Below are 15,682 nucleotides of genomic sequence, written 5' to 3'. Positions count from 1 at the left end.
GATGCCTGTCGGCCGGACCTTGCCTGGGAAGGGTCACCGCATCCGGACGGATGGGGTGGCCCTTCGGGCGTTCCGGGGGGGGTGCGAGGGAGGGGGCAGAGCGCGACGGGCACGTGGCCGACGCGCGGGCTACGGGGGCGCGGAGGGGCCGGGGGCGGTATGCGAGACGTCCTGGGTTCCGTGGGTCGCTGTGGGCCCCAGAAGAGCGGTACCGGACCGGCGGACCTCTCGTCACACCGGTCCCGCGGGTGGGTGGGGCAGAGAACGGCAGGGCGGCGCGTCCGGCGGTGGGACGCGGTTACGCCGCCGCCTCCGGGGACACGGGTCCCGCATGAGTGCGGCACGGTCCCCGCAGGAGTAGGCATGGTGCCGCAGTAGTACGCACGGTCCCCACGAGTACGCACCGTCCCCGCAGGAGTACGCACGGCGCCCCCACGAGTACGCACGGTCCCCGCAGGGGTGCAGGGGCGGCACCGCCGCAGGGGTGCAGGGGCGGCACCGCCGCAGGGGTGCCGGTCACCCCGTCCCATCACGTCCGGCGGCCGGATTCCGGTAGCACCCGGCCTGGAGTGGAGCCGCCACGGCGACGCGGGGAACGCAGTCCCGCAAGGCCCGGGACGGGACGGAGCCGCCGTAGGGGAAGGCCCTGGTCCCGGCCGGTCCGAGCCGGTCGGGTGGGCGCGGGCGAGGCCTGGCCTCGTGCCCGCGGGCCGCGCGGCTACGCCGGCGCCCCCAGCTCCGCCCACACCCGCTTGCCCGCGACCCCCGGCGTGCGTACGACGCCCCAGTCCAGGCACAGCCGCTGCACGATGAACATCCCGTGCCCCCCCGGCCGTCCGGCGCGGTGCGGGGTGCGCGGTGCCGGCTGGCCCGCACCCCGGTCGGAGACCTCCAGCCGGATCACCTTCTTCTCACAGGTGATGCGCAGCTCGTCCGGTCCCTCGGCGTGCAGACAGGCGTTGGTGACCAGTTCGGACACCACGAGCAGTACGTCCTCGGCGGCGGCACGCTGGTCCGCGGTGGCGGAGGGCAGCCAGCCCCAGGCGTACAGCGCCTGACGGGTGAAGTCGCGTGCGAGCGGGACGACCCCGGCCTGGTCGTCGAAACTCAGCCTGCGGACCTGCCGCCCGCCGTCGCCCGCGGGCTCCGACGCGGACCCGGACGACGGGGATGCGGGCGCCCCGATCAGGGCGGCCTGCCCCGCGGACACGCCCCCCTCGGACTCCCCGTTCCCGGGCAGGCCCCCCTCGGACACCCCGGAAGCGCCGCTGGGCTCCGGACCGCGGTCGCCCGGCGGGTAGGGCCGGGTGGTGCTCATCAGCGCTTCACCTCACCGATTCACCAGTTCACGTTTCAAGGTCGTACACAGTCAGTTCAGGGTGTCTCCTGCCCGACCGGACCGTCCGAACACCCCTGTGTTCGGCGCGGAACACGGGGCAGGGTGGAAAACCCGGCCCCCAGGGAGCGCACGAGACCCGCCGGCGGCCGGACAAGGACCGGCTCAGTCGGACGAGTGGGACAGCGCGGCCTCGAGCGTGTCGTGGAGGGTGAAGACCGCTTCGGCCCCCGTGATCTCGAACACCCGGGCCACCACGGGCCGCATGGCCACCAGATGCACACCGCCCCCCGCGGCCTCCGCCTTCAACCGCGCGCCCAGCAGGACGTTGAGCCCCGTGGAGTCGCAGAACTCCAGACGCGAGCAGTCGACGACGAGCCGGTTGAATCCCTTGACGAGACAGTCCTCCAGCGGCTCGCGCAACAGGTCGGCGGTGTGGTGATCCAACTCACCCGCCGGTGTCACGACGGCACTGGGTCCCTCTTCCCGTACCCCAACCAGAAGCCGGCCCGACTGGGCACTGCCGACCGTCCCGCGGTCCATGCCGATTCTCTCTCCCGAGGTCGTGACTGCCTGCTGACGCCCTCGAACACTACGCCTTCCCCACGCACTCCGACAGCCGAACAACCGCACACAATCGGACAAACATGCACATGACACACTTGCGGTGGGCTCGGTAAACCCGATAGGGCTAGTAGGAACACGTACCCGACACGGCCGGCTTTGGAGGCGCCGCACACCGCAGTGCACGCAACTGGCTTCGGCAGCCGTATGCCGAGAACGATGGAGGACATCATGTCACCCCGGCTCGACGGATCGCGTACCCAGGAAGCGACGTCGACACTCCCTCCGGAACATCTGGATCCCATCGCGCACCACGACGCGGTCGTCGACCACGACGACGCACTCGCCGGGCTTCCGGACATCCCCGCCTACGACGAGGTCGCTCCGGCGGACGCCCGGGCCCTGTCCAAGACCCTCTTCGAGCGGCTGGAGTCGCTGGAGGAAGGCACCCATGAGTACGCGTACGTACGCAACACGCTCGTCGAGCTCAACCTCGCGCTGGTCAAGTTCGCCGCCTCCCGCTTCCGCTCGCGCAGCGAGCCGATGGAGGACATCATCCAGGTCGGCACGATCGGCCTGATCAAGGCGATCGACCGCTTCGAACTGTCGCGCGGTGTCGAGTTCCCCACGTTCGCGATGCCGACCATCATCGGCGAGATCAAGCGATTCTTCCGCGACACCTCGTGGTCCGTGCGCGTCCCGCGCCGCCTGCAGGAGCTGCGGCTCGACCTGGCGAAGGCCGGGGACGAGCTGGCCCAGCGGCTCGACCGCGCCCCGACGGTGGGCGAACTGGCCGAGCACCTCGGCCTGTCCAAGGACGAGGTCGTCGAGGGCATGGCGGCGTCCAACGCCTACACCGCCTCCTCGCTGGACGCCCAGCCGGAGGAGGACGACGTCGAGGGCGCGCTGGCCGACCGCATCGGCTACGAGGACCACGGGCTCGAGGGCATCGAGTACGTGGAGTCGCTGAAGCCGCTGATCGCCGAGCTCCCCTCGCGGGACCGGAAGATCCTCTCGCTCCGCTTCGTCGCGGGCATGACCCAGTCGGAGATCGGCGAGGAACTCGGGATCTCCCAGATGCACGTCTCGCGGCTGCTGTCGCGGACGCTGGTGCGGCTGCGCAAGGGGCTCACGGTGGAGGAGTGACCCTCACCGCGTGACGCTTGTCCTCCAGGGGGGCGGTCCGGCATCGGGCCGTCCCCCTCCGGGTCGTGCGCGCCGTGCCGGCGCGGACGCCCCGCACGGCCGGAACCCGCCGGTGACGGCCCGGCACCTCCCGTCCGACGGGCTCACAGCACGCGTACGCCCCTGCGCCAGACCCCGTCGACCAGCGGCACACCCGGCCGGTAGGCCAGGTGGACGTGGCTGGGGGCGTCGAGGAGGGCCAGGTCGGCGTACGCGCCCGGGCTCAGGCGGCCGACGTCCTCACGGCGCAGGGCCGCGGCGCCGCCCGCGGTGGCCGACCAGAGGGCCTCGTCCGGTGTCATCCCCATGTCCCGTACCGCCAGCGCGATGCAGAAGGGGACGGAAGAGGTGAAGGACGAGCCGGGGTTGCAGTCGGTGGACAGCGCGACCGTGACGCCGGCGTCGAGCAGGCGCCGGGCGTCCGGCCACTCGGCGCGGGTGGAGAACTCGGCGCCGGGCAGCAGGGTCGCGACCGTACGGCTGTTGGCGAGCGCGTCCACGTCGGCGTCGGTGAGGTGGGTGCAGTGGTCGGCGCTGGCGGCGTCGAGTTCGACGGCCAGCTGCACTCCGGGGCCGTGGGAGAGCTGGTTGGCGTGGATGCGGGGGTGCAGGCCCCTGGCCTTGCCCGCGGTGAGGACCGCGCGGGCCTGGTCGCCGTCGAAGGCGCCCTTCTCGCAGAACACGTCGATCCAACGGGCGTGCGGGGCGCAGGCGTCGAGCATCTCGCCGGTGACGAGGTCGACGTAGGCGGCCGGGTCGTCGGCGTGCTCGGGGGCGACGATGTGGGCGCCGAGGTAGGTGACCTCGTCGGTGTGGCGGGCGGCGACGGCGAGGGCGCGGGACTCGTCGGCGACGGTCAGGCCGTACCCGGACTTGGTCTCGAGGGTGGTGGTGCCCTGGCGCAGGGCCTCCGCGAGATAACGGGTGAGGCCCGCCTCCAGTTCCGCGTCGCTCGCGGCCCGGGTGGCGGCGACGGTCGTGCGGATGCCGCCCGCGCTGTAGGGGCGGCCGGACATGCGGGCGTTGAACTCCTCGGTGCGGTCGCCCGCGAAGAGCAGGTGGGAGTGGGAGTCGACGAAGCCGGGGATGACCGCCCGGCCGCCGGCGTCGACGTGATTGTCAGTGGCGGGTGCTTTGCTTGATTCACCGGTCCACGCGATGCGGTCGCCGTCGATGACGACGGCCGCGTCCCGGACCAGTCCGAGGGGGGAGCCGTCACCGAGGGAGGGGTCGTTGGTGACCAGCGCGGCGATGTTGGTGATGACGGTGCTGCTGCTCATGATGTGCGGGCTGTCCTCGTGGGGGCGGGAGCGGGTGGTCATGCGCGCAGGGCTTCGACGGCCCTCGCGAGGGCCCCGGGCACATCGGGCACGAGAGCGTGCGCCCCGTCGCGTACGACGTGCCGCCCGCCCACGATCGTGTGACGTACGTCCGCTGCCGTCGCGGCGAATACGGCCGTCTCGGCGCCGAGCCTGGGCAGCGGCCCCGCTGTTCTGACCGAGTCCAGCGCGATCGTCGCGAGGTCGGCGCGGGCTCCGGTCTCGATGCTGCCGGTGTCGTCCCAGCCGAGGGCCGCGTGGCCGTCGGCGGTGGCGGCGCGCAGCAGGGCGGCGGCGGTCCAGTGGCCGCGGGTGCGGGTGCGCAGGCGCTCGTTCAGCTCCATCGCCCGGGCCTCTTCGAGCAGGTCGACGACGGCGTGGCTGTCGGAGCCGAGGGAGAGCGGGGAGCCCGCCCGCTGGAGGGCGGCGGCGGGGCCGATGCCGTCGGCGAGGTCGCGTTCGGTGGTCGGGCACATGCAGGTGCCGGTGCCGCTGTCGCCGAGCAGGGCGATGTCCTCGTCGGTGAGGTGCGTGTTATGGACGCCGGTGGTGCGGGGCCCGAGCACGCCGTGGTCGGCGAGGAGCCGGGCGGGGGTGCATCCGTGGGCGTCGCGGCAGGCGTCGTTCTCCGCGGTCTGCTCGGACAGGTGCACGTGCAGCGGGGCCCGCCGCTCCTCGGCCCACTGCGCCACCATCGACAACTGGTCCGCCGGTACGGCCCGTACGGAGTGGACGGCGGCCCCGATCCGCGCGTGATCCCGTTCCTTGAGAACTGAACAGCGTTCCGCCCAGGCCTCGGCCGTCCCGTCGCAGAAGCGGAGCTGGTGGGTGTCGGGGGGCTGCCCGAAGCCGGAGGACAGGTAGCAGGTGTCGAGGAGGGTGATGCGGACGCCGGCTTCGGCCGCGGCCTCGACGAGGGCCTCGCCCATCGCGTTGGGGTCGGCGTAGGGGGTGCCGCCGGGCGCGTGGTGCACGTAGTGGAACTCGCCGACGGTGGTGATCCCGGCGAGGGCCATCTCGGCGTACACGGCACGGGCGAGGTCGCGGTAGGTCTCGGGGGTCAGCCGGTCGGCGACGGAGTACATGACCTCGCGCCAGGTCCAGAAGGTGCCGGAGCCGACCTGGACGGTGCCGCGCAGCGCGCGGTGGAAGGCGTGGCTGTGGGTGTTGGCGAGGCCCGGCAGTGTCAGTCCGCGCAGGATCTCGGCGCCCGGCGGCGGGGCGGGGACGTCCTGGCGGACGGCGGCGATGCGGCCGTCCCGTACGTCCACGGCGACGCCCGGCTCGGCATGGGTGCCGAGCCAGGCGTGCTCCAGCCAGTACGTCCGCTTGGTGGGGGTCACGTGCGGGCCAGCCCTTCCAGTACGTCGGTGAGTGCGTTCACCCCGGCCACGCAGTCGTCCTCGGTGGCGAACTCGGCCGGGGAGTGCGAGACGCCGGTGGGGTTGCGCACGAACAGCATGGCGGTCGGGACGCGTCCGGAGAGGATTCCGGCGTCGTGTCCCGCGCCGGTGCCGAGGACGGGGACCTTCAGGTCCGTGTCGTTGCCCAGGATGCGGGCGAGTTCGTCGCGCAGGGCGTGGTCGAACTCGACGACGGGGGTGAAGGACTCGCGCTCGACGTCGAGGTCCACGCCGTGGGCGGCGGCGTACTCGCGGGCGGCCTTCTCGATGCCGCCGACCACGGTGTCCAGGCTCGCCTGGTCGGCGGCGCGGGAGTCGAGCCAGCCGCGCACGAGGGAGGGGACGGCGTTGACGCCGTTCGGCTCGACGCCGACCTTGCCGAAGGTGGCGACGGCGCCGGCGAGTTCGGCCTCGCGGCGGGCGGCGAGGACGGTCTCGGCGTAGCTCAGCATCGGGTCGCGCCGGTCGGCGAGCCGGGTGGTGCCGGCGTGGTTGGCCTCGCCCCGGAAGTCGAAGCGCCAGCGTCCGTGCGGCCAGATGGCGCTCGCGATGCCGACGCGGTCGCCGGACAGGTCGAGGGCGCGGCCCTGCTCGACGTGGAGTTCGACGAAGGCGCCGATGCGGGCGAGCCGCTCGGGGTCGGGGCCGATGGTCTCCGGGTCGTATCCGGCGGCCTCCATGGCGTGGGGGAGCGTGATGCCGTCCCCGTCGGTGAGGCGGTGGGCCTGCTCGACGGTGAGCGTGCCGGCGGTGAGCCGGGAGCCGACGCAGGCGAGGCCGAAACGGGCCCCCTCCTCGTCACCGAAGTTGACGATGCCGACCGGCCTGGTGAGCCGCGCTCCCCTGCGGCGCAGCTCGTCCAGGGCCGCGAAGGCGGAGACGACGCCGAGGGGCCCGTCGAAGGCGCCGCCGTCGGGTACGGAGTCCAGGTGGGACCCGGTGACCACGGCGTTCCCGGCGGCCGGGTCACCGAGCCAGGCCCACTGGTTGCCGTTGCGGTCGGTCTCGTAGGACAGGCCGCGCGCCCGGGCCTGCTCCCGGAACCAGGCCCGGCACTCGGCGTCGGCGCCGGTCCAGGCGTAGCGGCGGTAGCCGCCGGAGGCGGAGCTGCGGCCGACCGGTAGCAGCTCCGCCCACATGCTGTGGAAGCTCACGCGGCGCCACCCTCGTGGTCCTCGCGCATCGGCACCCGCACGTCCCGTTCGGCCGCCACCGACTCGGCGATGTCGTATCCGGCGTCGACGTGCCGGATGACGCCCATGCCGGGGTCGTTGGTGAGGACCCGGCGGATCTTCTCGCCGGCCAGCGCGGTGCCGTCGGCGACGGTGACCTGACCGGCGTGGAGGGACCGGCCCATGCCGACGCCGCCGCCGTGGTGGATCGACACCCAGGAGGCGCCGGAGGCCACGTTGACCATGGCGTTGAGCAGTGGCCAGTCGGCGATGGCGTCGGAGCCGTCGAGCATGGCCTCGGTCTCGCGGTACGGGGAGGCGACGGAGCCGCAGTCCAGGTGGTCGCGGCCGATGACGACGGGCGCGGCGAGCTCGCCGCTCGCGACCATGTCGTTGAACCGTTCGCCGGCCCTGTCGCGCTCGCCGTAGCCGAGCCAGCAGATGCGGGCGGGCAGGCCCTGGAAGTGGACGCGTTCGCCGGCCATCTTGATCCAGCGGGCCAGCGATTCGTTCTCGGGGAAGAGGTCGAGGATCGCCCTGTCGGTCTTGGCGATGTCCGCGGGGTCACCGGACAGGGCGGCCCAGCGGAAGGGGCCCTTGCCCTCGCAGAAGAGGGGGCGGATGTAGGCGGGGACGAAGCCGGGGAAGGCGAACGCCCGGTCGTAGCCGGCGAGCTGGGCCTCGCCGCGGATGGAGTTGCCGTAGTCGAAGACCTCGGCACCGGCGTCCTGGAAGCCGACCATGGCCTCGACGTGCCGGGCCATGGACTCGCGGGCGCGGGTGGTGAATCCCGCCGGGTCCTTGGCGGCGGCGTCGGCCATGTCGTCGAAGTCGACGCCGACGGGGAGGTAGGCCAGCGGGTCGTGGGCCGAGGTCTGGTCGGTGACGATGTCGACGGGTGCGCCCATGGCGAGCAGTTGCGGCACCACCTCGGCGGCGTTGCCGAGCACGCCGACGGACAGGGGCCTGCGCTGGTCGCGGGCTTCGGTGGCCAGGTGCAGGGCGTGGTCGAGGGAGTCGGCCTTCACGTCGAGGTAGCGGTGCTCGATGCGGCGGTCGATGGCGCGGGGGTCGCAGTCGACGCAGATCGCGACGCCGTCGTTCATGGTGACGGCGAGCGGCTGGGCACCGCCCATGCCGCCAAGGCCGGCGGTGAGGGTGATGGTCCCGGCGAGGGTGCCGCCGAACCTCTTCGCGGCGACGGCGGCGAAGGTCTCGTAGGTGCCCTGGAGGATGCCCTGGGTGCCGATGTAGATCCAGGAGCCGGCGGTCATCTGCCCGTACATCGTCAGTCCGAGGGCCTCCAGGCGGCGGAACTCCTCCCAGGTGGCCCAGTCCCCGACGAGGTTGGAGTTGGCGATGAGGACGCGCGGGGCCCATTCGTGGGTCTGCATGACGCCGACCGGGCGGCCCGACTGGACGAGCATCGTCTCGTCCTGCTTGAGGGTCTTCAGGGTGCGGACCATGGCGTCGAAGGAGCGCCAGTCGCGGGCCGCCCTGCCGGTGCCGCCGTAGACGACGAGCTTGTCGGGGTGCTCGGCGACCTCGGGGTCGAGGTTGTTCTGGAGCATCCGCAGGGCGGCCTCCTGCTGCCAGCCCAGGGCGCTCGGCTGGGTGCCGCGCGGTGCTCGGACAGGGCGGGGTCCGGTCATGGTGCCTCCTGGTGGCTCGCTCCCGGCGGGCGTGTTGCTGTCTCTATTCACATCTTCTTCTCGTGAATAGAACTAGTCAATACGTTCGTGTCCCGGCGCGGGGCGCGTCGCGGGTGTTTGGCTGAGGGCACGGGGCAGGCGGCGAAGGGACGGAGGAGCGCGTGAACGACGACACGGACAGGGGCGGGGACGCGGGGGGCACCGACGCGGAGCGGGCCGCGCGACGGGACCGGGCGGTGCGGGCCGCGGTGGCGCGCGGGCTGCTCGGCCCCGACACCCCGGTCGTCGGGCTGCTGGACGTCACCGGGATCCGGGAGTCGGCGGCTCGGCTGCGGGCGGCGTTCGAGGCGGTGACGGCGCCCGGGACGCCCGTGCTGCACGCCTTCGCGGTGAAGGCGTGCCCGCTGGTTCCGGTGCTGCGGCTGCTGCACGGGGAGGGCATCGGCGCGGAGGTCGCGAGCCCGGGCGAGCTGGCCCTGGCCCGGGCGGCGGGTGTGCCGGCGGAGCGGACGGTGCTGGACTCGCCCGCCAAGACGCCGGGCGAGCTGCGGGAGGCGCTGGCGCTGGGCATCGCGGTCAACGCGGACAACCCGCAGGAGCTGGAGCGCATCGACGGCCTGATGGCCGAGGGGGCGAGCGGTTCTCCGCTCGGTATCCGGGTCAACCCGCAGGTCGGCGGGGGTTCCATCGAGGCGCTGTCGACGGCGACGGCGACCTCGAAGTTCGGCGTGGCGCTGCGCGACGAGGGGGCGCGCGAGTGGGTGGTGCGGGCGTATCTGGACCGGCCGTGGCTGACCCGGCTGCACGCGCACACCGGGTCCCAGGGCATCCCGTTGCCCCTGATGGCCCAGGGGGTGGCCGAGACGTACGCGCTGGCCGAGGAGATCAACGAGCGGGCCGGGCGCCGGCAGGTCGACACGCTCGACATCGGCGGCGGCCTGCCGGTGAACTTCGCGTCGGACGCGACGACACCGACGTACGCGGAGTACGCGCGGGTGCTGCGCGGGGCGGTGCCGGGACTGTTCGACGGGCGGTACGGGCTGGTCACCGAGTTCGGGAGGTCGCTGCTGGCCAAGCACGGCACGATCGTGGCCCGCGTGGAGTACGCCAAGAGCGCCGGGGGACGCCCGGTCGCGGTGACGCACGCGGGGGTGCAGGTGGCGACGCGGACCGTGTACGCGCCGGGGGCGTGGCCGCTGCGGATCGCCGTGTACGACGGCGAGGGGCTGCCGAAGGCGGGGCCCGCGGTGGTGCAGGACGTGGCCGGGCCGGCGTGCTTCGCGGGGGACCTGCTGGCCGCGGGGCGTGCGCTGCCGTTGCTGGAGCAGGGGGACTACGCGGCGGCGCTGGACACGGGGGCGTACTACTTCGCACACCACTACGCGTACAACTCGCTGGCGCGTCCCGCGGTCCACGGGTTCGTGGCGCACGGCTCCGAGGGCGTCGCCTTCGCGACCGTGCGGGAGGCGCAGTCGACCGGGGAGATCGTGGCCGAGGCGGGAGGGGAGCATGCCGCCGCGCTGACGGACGCGGTGCGCCGTGGGGCGTCCGGTGGCGCGTGAGCCACCGGCTCGGGGTGGCGGAGCGCGTCGGCGGGGCGGGGCCGCACGAGGTCGCGGCCTTGCCCCGCCCCGCCCTCCGGCCGGACTCGGCCTCGGCCCGAGGTCCTGGATTCGGCCCAAGGTCCCGGACTCAGACCAGGGTCCCGGACTCAGACCAGGGTCCTGGACTCAGACCAAGGCCGCCGTCTTGCGCCTCGCGCCGCCCGGGGCCGCGTCGCCGGCGGCGATGCCCGTGCTGCGGTAGGCGCGGACCGCCTTGCCCGCCGGGCGGCCGTTGCCGCGGGCGAGCCAGTCCACGCGGACCCACAGCAGGGCGCCGTCGGCCTGTTCGCGGCGGCCGATCCACCCGGACTTCAGCCACAGGCCCGCGCCGCAGCCGGCCATCAGCATCCCCGCCGTGGCGGGCACGGCGAAGGCGCTGCCCAGGGCGGCGAGGAAGGCGAGCAGCAGCCACCAGCGGTGGCCCCGGCGCCAGTTGCGAACCGTCACCGCACGGTCCTGGAGCACGTCGTGCTTGCCCGCGCGGGCTGCCGAGGCGGCCAGGGCCGTGTACCGCTTGCGGCGCACGGTCGCCACGACGGCCGCCGCGACGAGGAACAGGGCGGCGCCGGCCAGGACGCCGATCCGGCGCCCGGTCAGGCCCGGCACCAGCGCCCCGATGCCCGCCGCGAGTACGCCCAGCCACCACAGCGGTGCCGCCCCCGCCCGTACGACGACGGCGACCCGAGCCAGCCCCTGTCCTCCGCGCGCCACGTCCGTCCTCCTGTCCCAGTCCTGCTGCTGCGATGCGTGTGAAGGGTGTACGGCGAAGGAGGTTAACCGGAGAAGGTGAGACGAGTCTGAGAACCCGGCCGTGCCGGCCGTCCCCCGTCGCCCACACGTCAGTCCACGAACAGTCCCCGCGCCGCCGCCTTCGCGTCGAACTCCTCCAGCCGGGCCTGGGCGTCCGGCAGGTCGTCGCACATGGCTTCCAGCAGCATGCGGCCGAGCAGCATCGGCGCACAGGCCGTGTCGAAGGCGAGGCCGGTGCCGACGGCGGCGGGCAGCAGCAGGTCGGACACCTTGGCGACCGGCGCGAAGGCGGAGTCGGCGACGGTCACCACCGTGAGCCCCGCCTCCTTGGCGTGGGCGAGCGTGTCGACGACCTCGCGCGGATGCCGGGGCAGGGCGAAGCAGAGCAGGGACGTCGCCCCGGCCCGGACGGCGGCGTCGATGCGGTCGTGGATCATCGTGCCGCCCTCGTTCAGCAGCCGGACGTCCGGGTGGACCTTGGCGGCGAAGTAGGCGAAGCCGTGCGCCTGGGCCGCCGCCGCCCGCAGCCCGAGCACCGGCAACGGCCGGCTCTGGGCGAGGAGGCGGCCCGCCTCCCGTACCGGCCCGGGGTCGGCCAGTACCTGAGCCAGTTGCCGCAGGTTCTCGATCTCGGCCGCCACGGCCTGCTGGTACTCGTTGGGGGAGCCCGTGTCCGCGGCCGGCTCCGCGGGGGCGACCTCGCGCAGGTGGCGGCGCAGCGCCGGGTAGCCGTCGAAGCCGAGGGCGACGGCGAAACGCGTCACGGACGGCTGGCTGACCCCGGCCAGCTCGGCCAGCTCCACGCTCGACAGGAAGGGCACGTCGGCGGCCCGCCGCACCATGCTGTGCGCGATGCGCCGCTGGGTCGGCGTCAGCCGGTGCCCCTCGAAGAGCGCCTGCAGCCGCGCGGCCGGGCCGTCGGTCCCGTTCATGCCGTGCTCCCCCTCGACCTATTCACACATTACGGACTCTGCATACAGTTATACAGCGAGGTGGCGCACCGCACGACGCCGTTCGCCCGCACCGGCCGCCCTCCGCCGAAGACGGGGGCTACCCCCAGTGCCGTCACCGCCCCGGCTGCCTACCGTGGACGGCATGAGCGGAATGGACGCGCGCGACACCGATCTCAAGAAGGAACTCGACGCCACCCTGCGGACCCGCAGGGAACTCGGCGAGGAGTACGAGTCCGCGCTGGTCGACTCGTTCCTGGAGAAGGTCGACCAGCGCATCGACGGGGTGGTGGAGCGGCGGGTGCGCCGGCAGCTCGCCGAACAGCAGATGACGGCGGCGCGGGACAGCCGGTCGCCGAGGCCCACCGACTCCTTCGGTGAGCGCTTCGGCTTCGGCATCGTCTCGCTGGTGCTGGCCGTCCCGCTCTCCGCGATCGGCGGCGGTATCGCCCAGCTCCCCGGGCTGCTGACCGCCTGGGCGGGCATCGTCGGGGTCAACGTCGTCCAGGCCGCCCGCACCAATCCGGGCCTCTTCGGGCGCCGCCGCGCGGAGAAGGACGACGCCTGGCAGGACTGAGCCGGGCGGGACGGGGGCCGGGCAGGACGGGGGCCGGGCAAGACTGAGCCGGAGAGGACCGGGCCTCCCGGTCCGGCCCGGCCGGCCGGGCGGACGCCGTGCACGACGGCTGACGGCTGACGGCTGACGGCTGACGGCTGACGGCTGACGGCTGACGGCTGACGGCTGACGGGAGAAGACTGCGCGGGGACCGCCGCACCCCCATCGCTGGGGGGCGGGACGACGACGGTCCCCGCGGGGGACGCGGCGCCGGCCCCGAGGGGCCGGGCGGCGCGTCCGTGGCGTCCAAGGAGGTCCGGGAGCCGCTCCGGAAGGTCCGTGACGCCGTTCGGTGCCGGTCGGGCGGGGAGCCGCTCCCGCCCTGCCGACAACGACTACTCTGCCGGGCCCGTGTTAACCGTGTGCTGCGCGAACGTGTCGCCCACGTACCACTTCCGCGAAGTCCGCGAAGATCACCCGGCGCCCGGGGTGCGGCCTCACGGCCCGCGGTTCACCCGGCGTTCACCACCGCGACCGCGGGGCCGGGCCGGCCGCTGCCCGTGACCGTCCGTCACTTGCCCCCGCCGGCGAGGAAGGACAGCAGATCCTGACGGCTGACCACACCGGTCGGCTTGCCCTCGACGAGGACGATCGCCGCGTCGGCCACGCCGAGCACCGACATCAGGTCCGCCACCGGCTCGCCGGAGCCGACCTGGGGCAGCGGGGTCGACATGTGCTTCTCCAGCGGGTCGCCCAGCGAGGCTCGCTTGGTGAACAGGGCGTCCAGCAGTTCGCGCTCCACGACCGAGCCGACGACCTCGGCGGCCATCACGTCCGGGTGACCGGCGCCGGGCTTGACGATCGGCATCTGCGAGACGCCGTACTCGCGCAGCACCTCGATGGCCTGGCCGACGGTCTCGTCCGGGTGCATGTGGACGAGGGAGGGGATGGAGTCGCCCTCCTTGTGGTTCAGGACGTCGGCGACACGGGCGCTGGTGCCGGCGTCCTCCAGGAAGCCGTAGTCGGCCATCCACTCGTCGTTGAAGATCTTGCTGAGGTAGCCGCGCCCGCTGTCCGGCAGCAGGACGACGACCACGTCGTCCTCGCCGAGCCGCTCGGCCACTTCGAGCGCCGCGACGACGGCCATGCCGCAGGAGCCGCCCACCAGCAGGCCCTCCTCCCGGGCGAGGCGGCGGGTCATCTGGAAGGAGTCCTTGTCGGAGACGGCGACGATCTCGTCGGCGACGTCACGGTCGTAGGCCGTCGGCCAGAAGTCCTCACCGACGCCCTCGACCAGGTACGGCCGCCCGGAGCCGCCGGAGTAGACGGAGCCCTCGGGGTCGGCGCCGATCACCTTCACGCCGCCGTCGCTGACCTCCTTCAGGTAGCGCCCGGTGCCGGAGATGGTGCCGCCGGTGCCGACGCCCGCGACGAAGTGGGTGATCCTCCCCTCCGTCTGCTCCCACAGCTCGGGGCCGGTGGAGTGGTAGTGGGAGAGCGGGTTGTTCGGGTTGGAGTACTGGTCCGGCTTCCAGGCCCCCGGCGTCTCGCGGACCAGCCGGTCGGAGACGTTGTAGTACGAGTCCGGGTGCTCGGGGTCGACCGCGGTCGGGCAGACGACGACCTCGGCGCCGTAGGCGCGCAGGACGTTGATCTTGTCCGTGGACACCTTGTCGGGGCAGACGAAGACGCACTTGTAGCCCTTCTGCTGCGCCACGATCGCGAGCCCCACGCCCGTGTTGCCGCTGGTCGGCTCCACGATCGTGCCGCCGGGCCGCAGGGCTCCGCTCTTCTCCGCGGCCTCGATCATGCGCAGGGCGATGCGGTCCTTCACCGAGCCGCCCGGGTTGAAGTACTCCACCTTGGCCAGGACGGTCGCCCTGATGCCCTTGGTCACGCTGTTGAGCCTCACCAGCGGGGTGTTGCCGACGAGGCTGATCATCGAGTCGTGGAATTGCACCGTTGTCTCCGGATGCTGCAAAAGATGCGGTCGTAGTGGTTCCGCCAGCCTATGGCCTGCCGGCCCGCCCGGACCCCGTGACGGTCGTTCACTCCCCGTTGAGATTGGGCGACCGTCCGTACGGGGCAAGCAGTGGATGTACGGGTTCGAGGAGGTGGCGGCGACGCATGACAGGTATGTCGAGGGCGAGGGTGGCCCGGCGGATCGCGGCCGGCGCGGCGTACGGCGGCGGCGGCATCGGGCTGGCCGGCGCGGCCACGGTCGGTCTGCTGCTGGCGGAGGTGCAGCTGGCCAGGCGCCGGGTGGGTATCGGCACACCGCACCGGGTGCCGAACGCGCAGGGGCTGTACGGCGACGTCCTGCCGACGGCCGGTGATCCGCCGCTGCGGTTGATGATGCTGGGCGACTCCACGGCCGCCGGACAGGGGGTGCACCGGGCCGGGCAGACGCCGGGCGCGCTGCTGGCGGCGGGGCTCGCGGCGGTGGCGGAGCGGCCGGTGGAGCTGGGGTCGGTGGCGTCGCCGGGGGCCTGTTCGGACGATCTGGACCGGCAGGTGGGGCTGGTGCTCGCGGATCCGGGGCGGGTGCCCGACATCTGCGTGATCATGATCGGTGCGAACGACGTCACCCACCGGATGCCGGCGACCCGCTCGGTCCGGTTCCTGTCGGGGGCGGTACGGCGGCTGCGCACGGCCGGCGCGGAGGTGGTGGTCGGCACCTGTCCGGACCTGGGCACGATCGAGCCGGTGCGGCAGCCGCTGCGGTGGCTGGCCCGGCGGGCCTCGCGGCAGCTGGCGGCGGCGCAGACGATCGGCGTCGTGGAGCAGGGCGGGCGCACGGTGTCGCTGGGCGATCTGCTGGGCCCGGAGTTCGCGCAGAACCCGCGGGAGCTGTTCGGCCCGGACAACTACCACCCCTCCGCGGAGGGGTACGCCACGGCCGCGATGGCGGTGCTGCCGTCGGTGTGCGCCGCGCTCGGCCTGTGGCCGGCCGAGGAGGAGCGCCCCGACGCCCTGCGCCGCGAAGGGTTCCTGCCGGTGGCCCGGGCGGCGGCCGAGGCCGCGTCCGAGGCGGGCACGGAGGTCGCGGCCGCGATGCCGTCGGGGCCGCGGGGCCCCTGGGCCCTGCTCAAGCGGCGCCGACGCCGCCGGGTGTCGGAGACGGAGCCCGCCAGCCCGTCCGGCGTCTGACACCGAGCCCGCCCGGACCGACCGGGGCCGGGGCCGCGCTC

At 73.6% G+C, this 15,682-nt stretch carries 13 protein-coding genes; 4 read left to right on the top strand and 9 right to left on the bottom strand.

Translation table 11 applies throughout. The features are described 5' to 3' along the window. Nucleotides 1–718: 718 nt before the first annotated feature. Together KUM32_RS25275 and KUM32_RS25270 are read right to left on the bottom strand one after the other, a co-directional pair. Nucleotides 719–1,318, bottom strand: a complete 600-nt coding sequence (locus KUM32_RS25275) for an ATP-binding protein (protein WP_217144254.1) — start codon at nucleotides 1,316–1,318, stop codon at nucleotides 719–721. 183 nt (nucleotides 1,319–1,501) lie between these two features. Next, the gene (locus KUM32_RS25270; RefSeq protein WP_217144253.1) at nucleotides 1,502–1,879 is read right to left on the bottom strand and encodes an STAS domain-containing protein; all 378 of its coding nucleotides are present in this window, start codon (nucleotides 1,877–1,879) and stop codon (nucleotides 1,502–1,504) included. Between the two features lie 252 nt (nucleotides 1,880–2,131). Between KUM32_RS25270 and KUM32_RS25265 the strand changes: the two genes are divergently transcribed. After that, a complete protein-coding gene (locus tag KUM32_RS25265; RefSeq protein ID WP_374227548.1) occupies nucleotides 2,132–3,046 on the top strand; it encodes an RNA polymerase sigma factor SigF in 915 nt (304 codons plus the stop codon). 143 nt (nucleotides 3,047–3,189) lie between these two features. On the opposite strand, the gene hutI is transcribed toward KUM32_RS25265, so the two are convergent. Genes hutI through hutU form a run of 4 tightly spaced genes read right to left on the bottom strand, consistent with a single transcriptional unit; the run spans nucleotide 3,190 to nucleotide 8,631 of the window. Further along, nucleotides 3,190–4,365 (bottom strand): imidazolonepropionase, encoded by a 1,176-nt coding sequence (hutI, locus tag KUM32_RS25260; RefSeq protein ID WP_217144251.1) that lies wholly within the window; start codon nucleotides 4,363–4,365, stop codon nucleotides 3,190–3,192. Between the two features lie 38 nt (nucleotides 4,366–4,403). Further along, complete coding sequence (locus KUM32_RS25255; protein WP_217144250.1) at nucleotides 4,404–5,747, bottom strand: formimidoylglutamate deiminase; 1,344 nt, start codon at nucleotides 5,745–5,747, stop codon at nucleotides 4,404–4,406. Further along, complete coding sequence (locus KUM32_RS25250) at nucleotides 5,744–6,961, bottom strand: allantoate amidohydrolase (protein WP_217144249.1); 1,218 nt, start codon at nucleotides 6,959–6,961, stop codon at nucleotides 5,744–5,746. The genes KUM32_RS25255 and KUM32_RS25250 overlap by 4 nt, the downstream gene beginning before the upstream one ends. Further along, nucleotides 6,958–8,631, bottom strand: coding sequence for a urocanate hydratase (gene hutU, locus KUM32_RS25245; RefSeq protein ID WP_217144248.1), 1,674 nt, complete (start codon nucleotides 8,629–8,631; stop codon nucleotides 6,958–6,960). The genes KUM32_RS25250 and hutU overlap by 4 nt, the downstream gene beginning before the upstream one ends. A 161-nt stretch (nucleotides 8,632–8,792) precedes the next feature. On the opposite strand from hutU, the gene KUM32_RS25240 reads away from it, so the two are divergent. Further along, nucleotides 8,793–10,193, top strand: coding sequence for a diaminopimelate decarboxylase (locus KUM32_RS25240; RefSeq protein WP_217144247.1), 1,401 nt, complete (start codon nucleotides 8,793–8,795; stop codon nucleotides 10,191–10,193). Nucleotides 10,194–10,361: 168 nt separating this feature from the next. Here KUM32_RS25240 and KUM32_RS25235 read toward each other — a convergent pair whose 3' ends face one another. Both KUM32_RS25235 and KUM32_RS25230 read right to left on the bottom strand, forming a co-directional pair. Beyond that, on the bottom strand, nucleotides 10,362–10,946 hold the full coding sequence (locus tag KUM32_RS25235; RefSeq protein ID WP_217144246.1) for a hypothetical protein: 585 nt from the start codon (nucleotides 10,944–10,946) through the stop codon (nucleotides 10,362–10,364). A 128-nt stretch (nucleotides 10,947–11,074) separates the two neighbouring features. Continuing rightward, nucleotides 11,075–11,917 (bottom strand): MurR/RpiR family transcriptional regulator, encoded by an 843-nt coding sequence (locus tag KUM32_RS25230; protein WP_217144245.1) that lies wholly within the window; start codon nucleotides 11,915–11,917, stop codon nucleotides 11,075–11,077. Nucleotides 11,918–12,080: 163 nt separating this feature from the next. On the opposite strand from KUM32_RS25230, the gene KUM32_RS25225 reads away from it, so the two are divergent. Further along, the gene (locus KUM32_RS25225; RefSeq protein ID WP_254406096.1) at nucleotides 12,081–12,512 is read left to right on the top strand and encodes a hypothetical protein; all 432 of its coding nucleotides are present in this window, start codon (nucleotides 12,081–12,083) and stop codon (nucleotides 12,510–12,512) included. 550 nt (nucleotides 12,513–13,062) lie between these two features. On the opposite strand, the gene KUM32_RS25220 is transcribed toward KUM32_RS25225, so the two are convergent. Further along, entirely contained in the window at nucleotides 13,063–14,451 is a 1,389-nt protein-coding gene (locus KUM32_RS25220) for a cystathionine beta-synthase (RefSeq protein ID WP_217144244.1), read from the bottom strand. 167 nt (nucleotides 14,452–14,618) lie between these two features. Here KUM32_RS25220 and KUM32_RS25215 point away from each other — a divergent pair, with 167 nt between their 5' ends. Next, nucleotides 14,619–15,641 (top strand): SGNH/GDSL hydrolase family protein, encoded by a 1,023-nt coding sequence (locus KUM32_RS25215; protein ID WP_217144243.1) that lies wholly within the window; start codon nucleotides 14,619–14,621, stop codon nucleotides 15,639–15,641. Nucleotides 15,642–15,682 lie beyond the last annotated feature (41 nt).

This window comes from Streptomyces sp. AC627_RSS907 (assembly GCF_019049165.1).
Note: the sequence above shows the minus strand (reverse complement) of the source record. Positions and strands in the feature narration are given on the sequence as shown.

Excerpts from the sequence above, each read along its gene's own strand:
- KUM32_RS25275 (WP_217144254.1), bottom strand. The coding sequence starts at position 1,318 with ATGAGCACCACCCGGCCCTACCCGCCGGGCGACCGCGGTCCGGAGCCC.
- KUM32_RS25270 (WP_217144253.1), bottom strand. The coding sequence starts at position 1,879 with ATGGACCGCGGGACGGTCGGCAGTGCCCAGTCGGGCCGGCTTCTGGTT.
- KUM32_RS25265 (WP_374227548.1), top strand. The coding sequence starts at position 2,132 with ATGTCACCCCGGCTCGACGGATCGCGTACCCAGGAAGCGACGTCGACA.
- hutI (WP_217144251.1), bottom strand. The coding sequence starts at position 4,365 with ATGAGCAGCAGCACCGTCATCACCAACATCGCCGCGCTGGTCACCAAC.
- hutU (WP_217144248.1), bottom strand. The coding sequence starts at position 8,631 with ATGACCGGACCCCGCCCTGTCCGAGCACCGCGCGGCACCCAGCCGAGC.
- KUM32_RS25230 (WP_217144245.1), bottom strand. The coding sequence starts at position 11,917 with ATGAACGGGACCGACGGCCCGGCCGCGCGGCTGCAGGCGCTCTTCGAG.
- KUM32_RS25225 (WP_254406096.1), top strand. The coding sequence starts at position 12,081 with ATGAGCGGAATGGACGCGCGCGACACCGATCTCAAGAAGGAACTCGAC.
- KUM32_RS25215 (WP_217144243.1), top strand. The coding sequence starts at position 14,619 with ATGACAGGTATGTCGAGGGCGAGGGTGGCCCGGCGGATCGCGGCCGGC.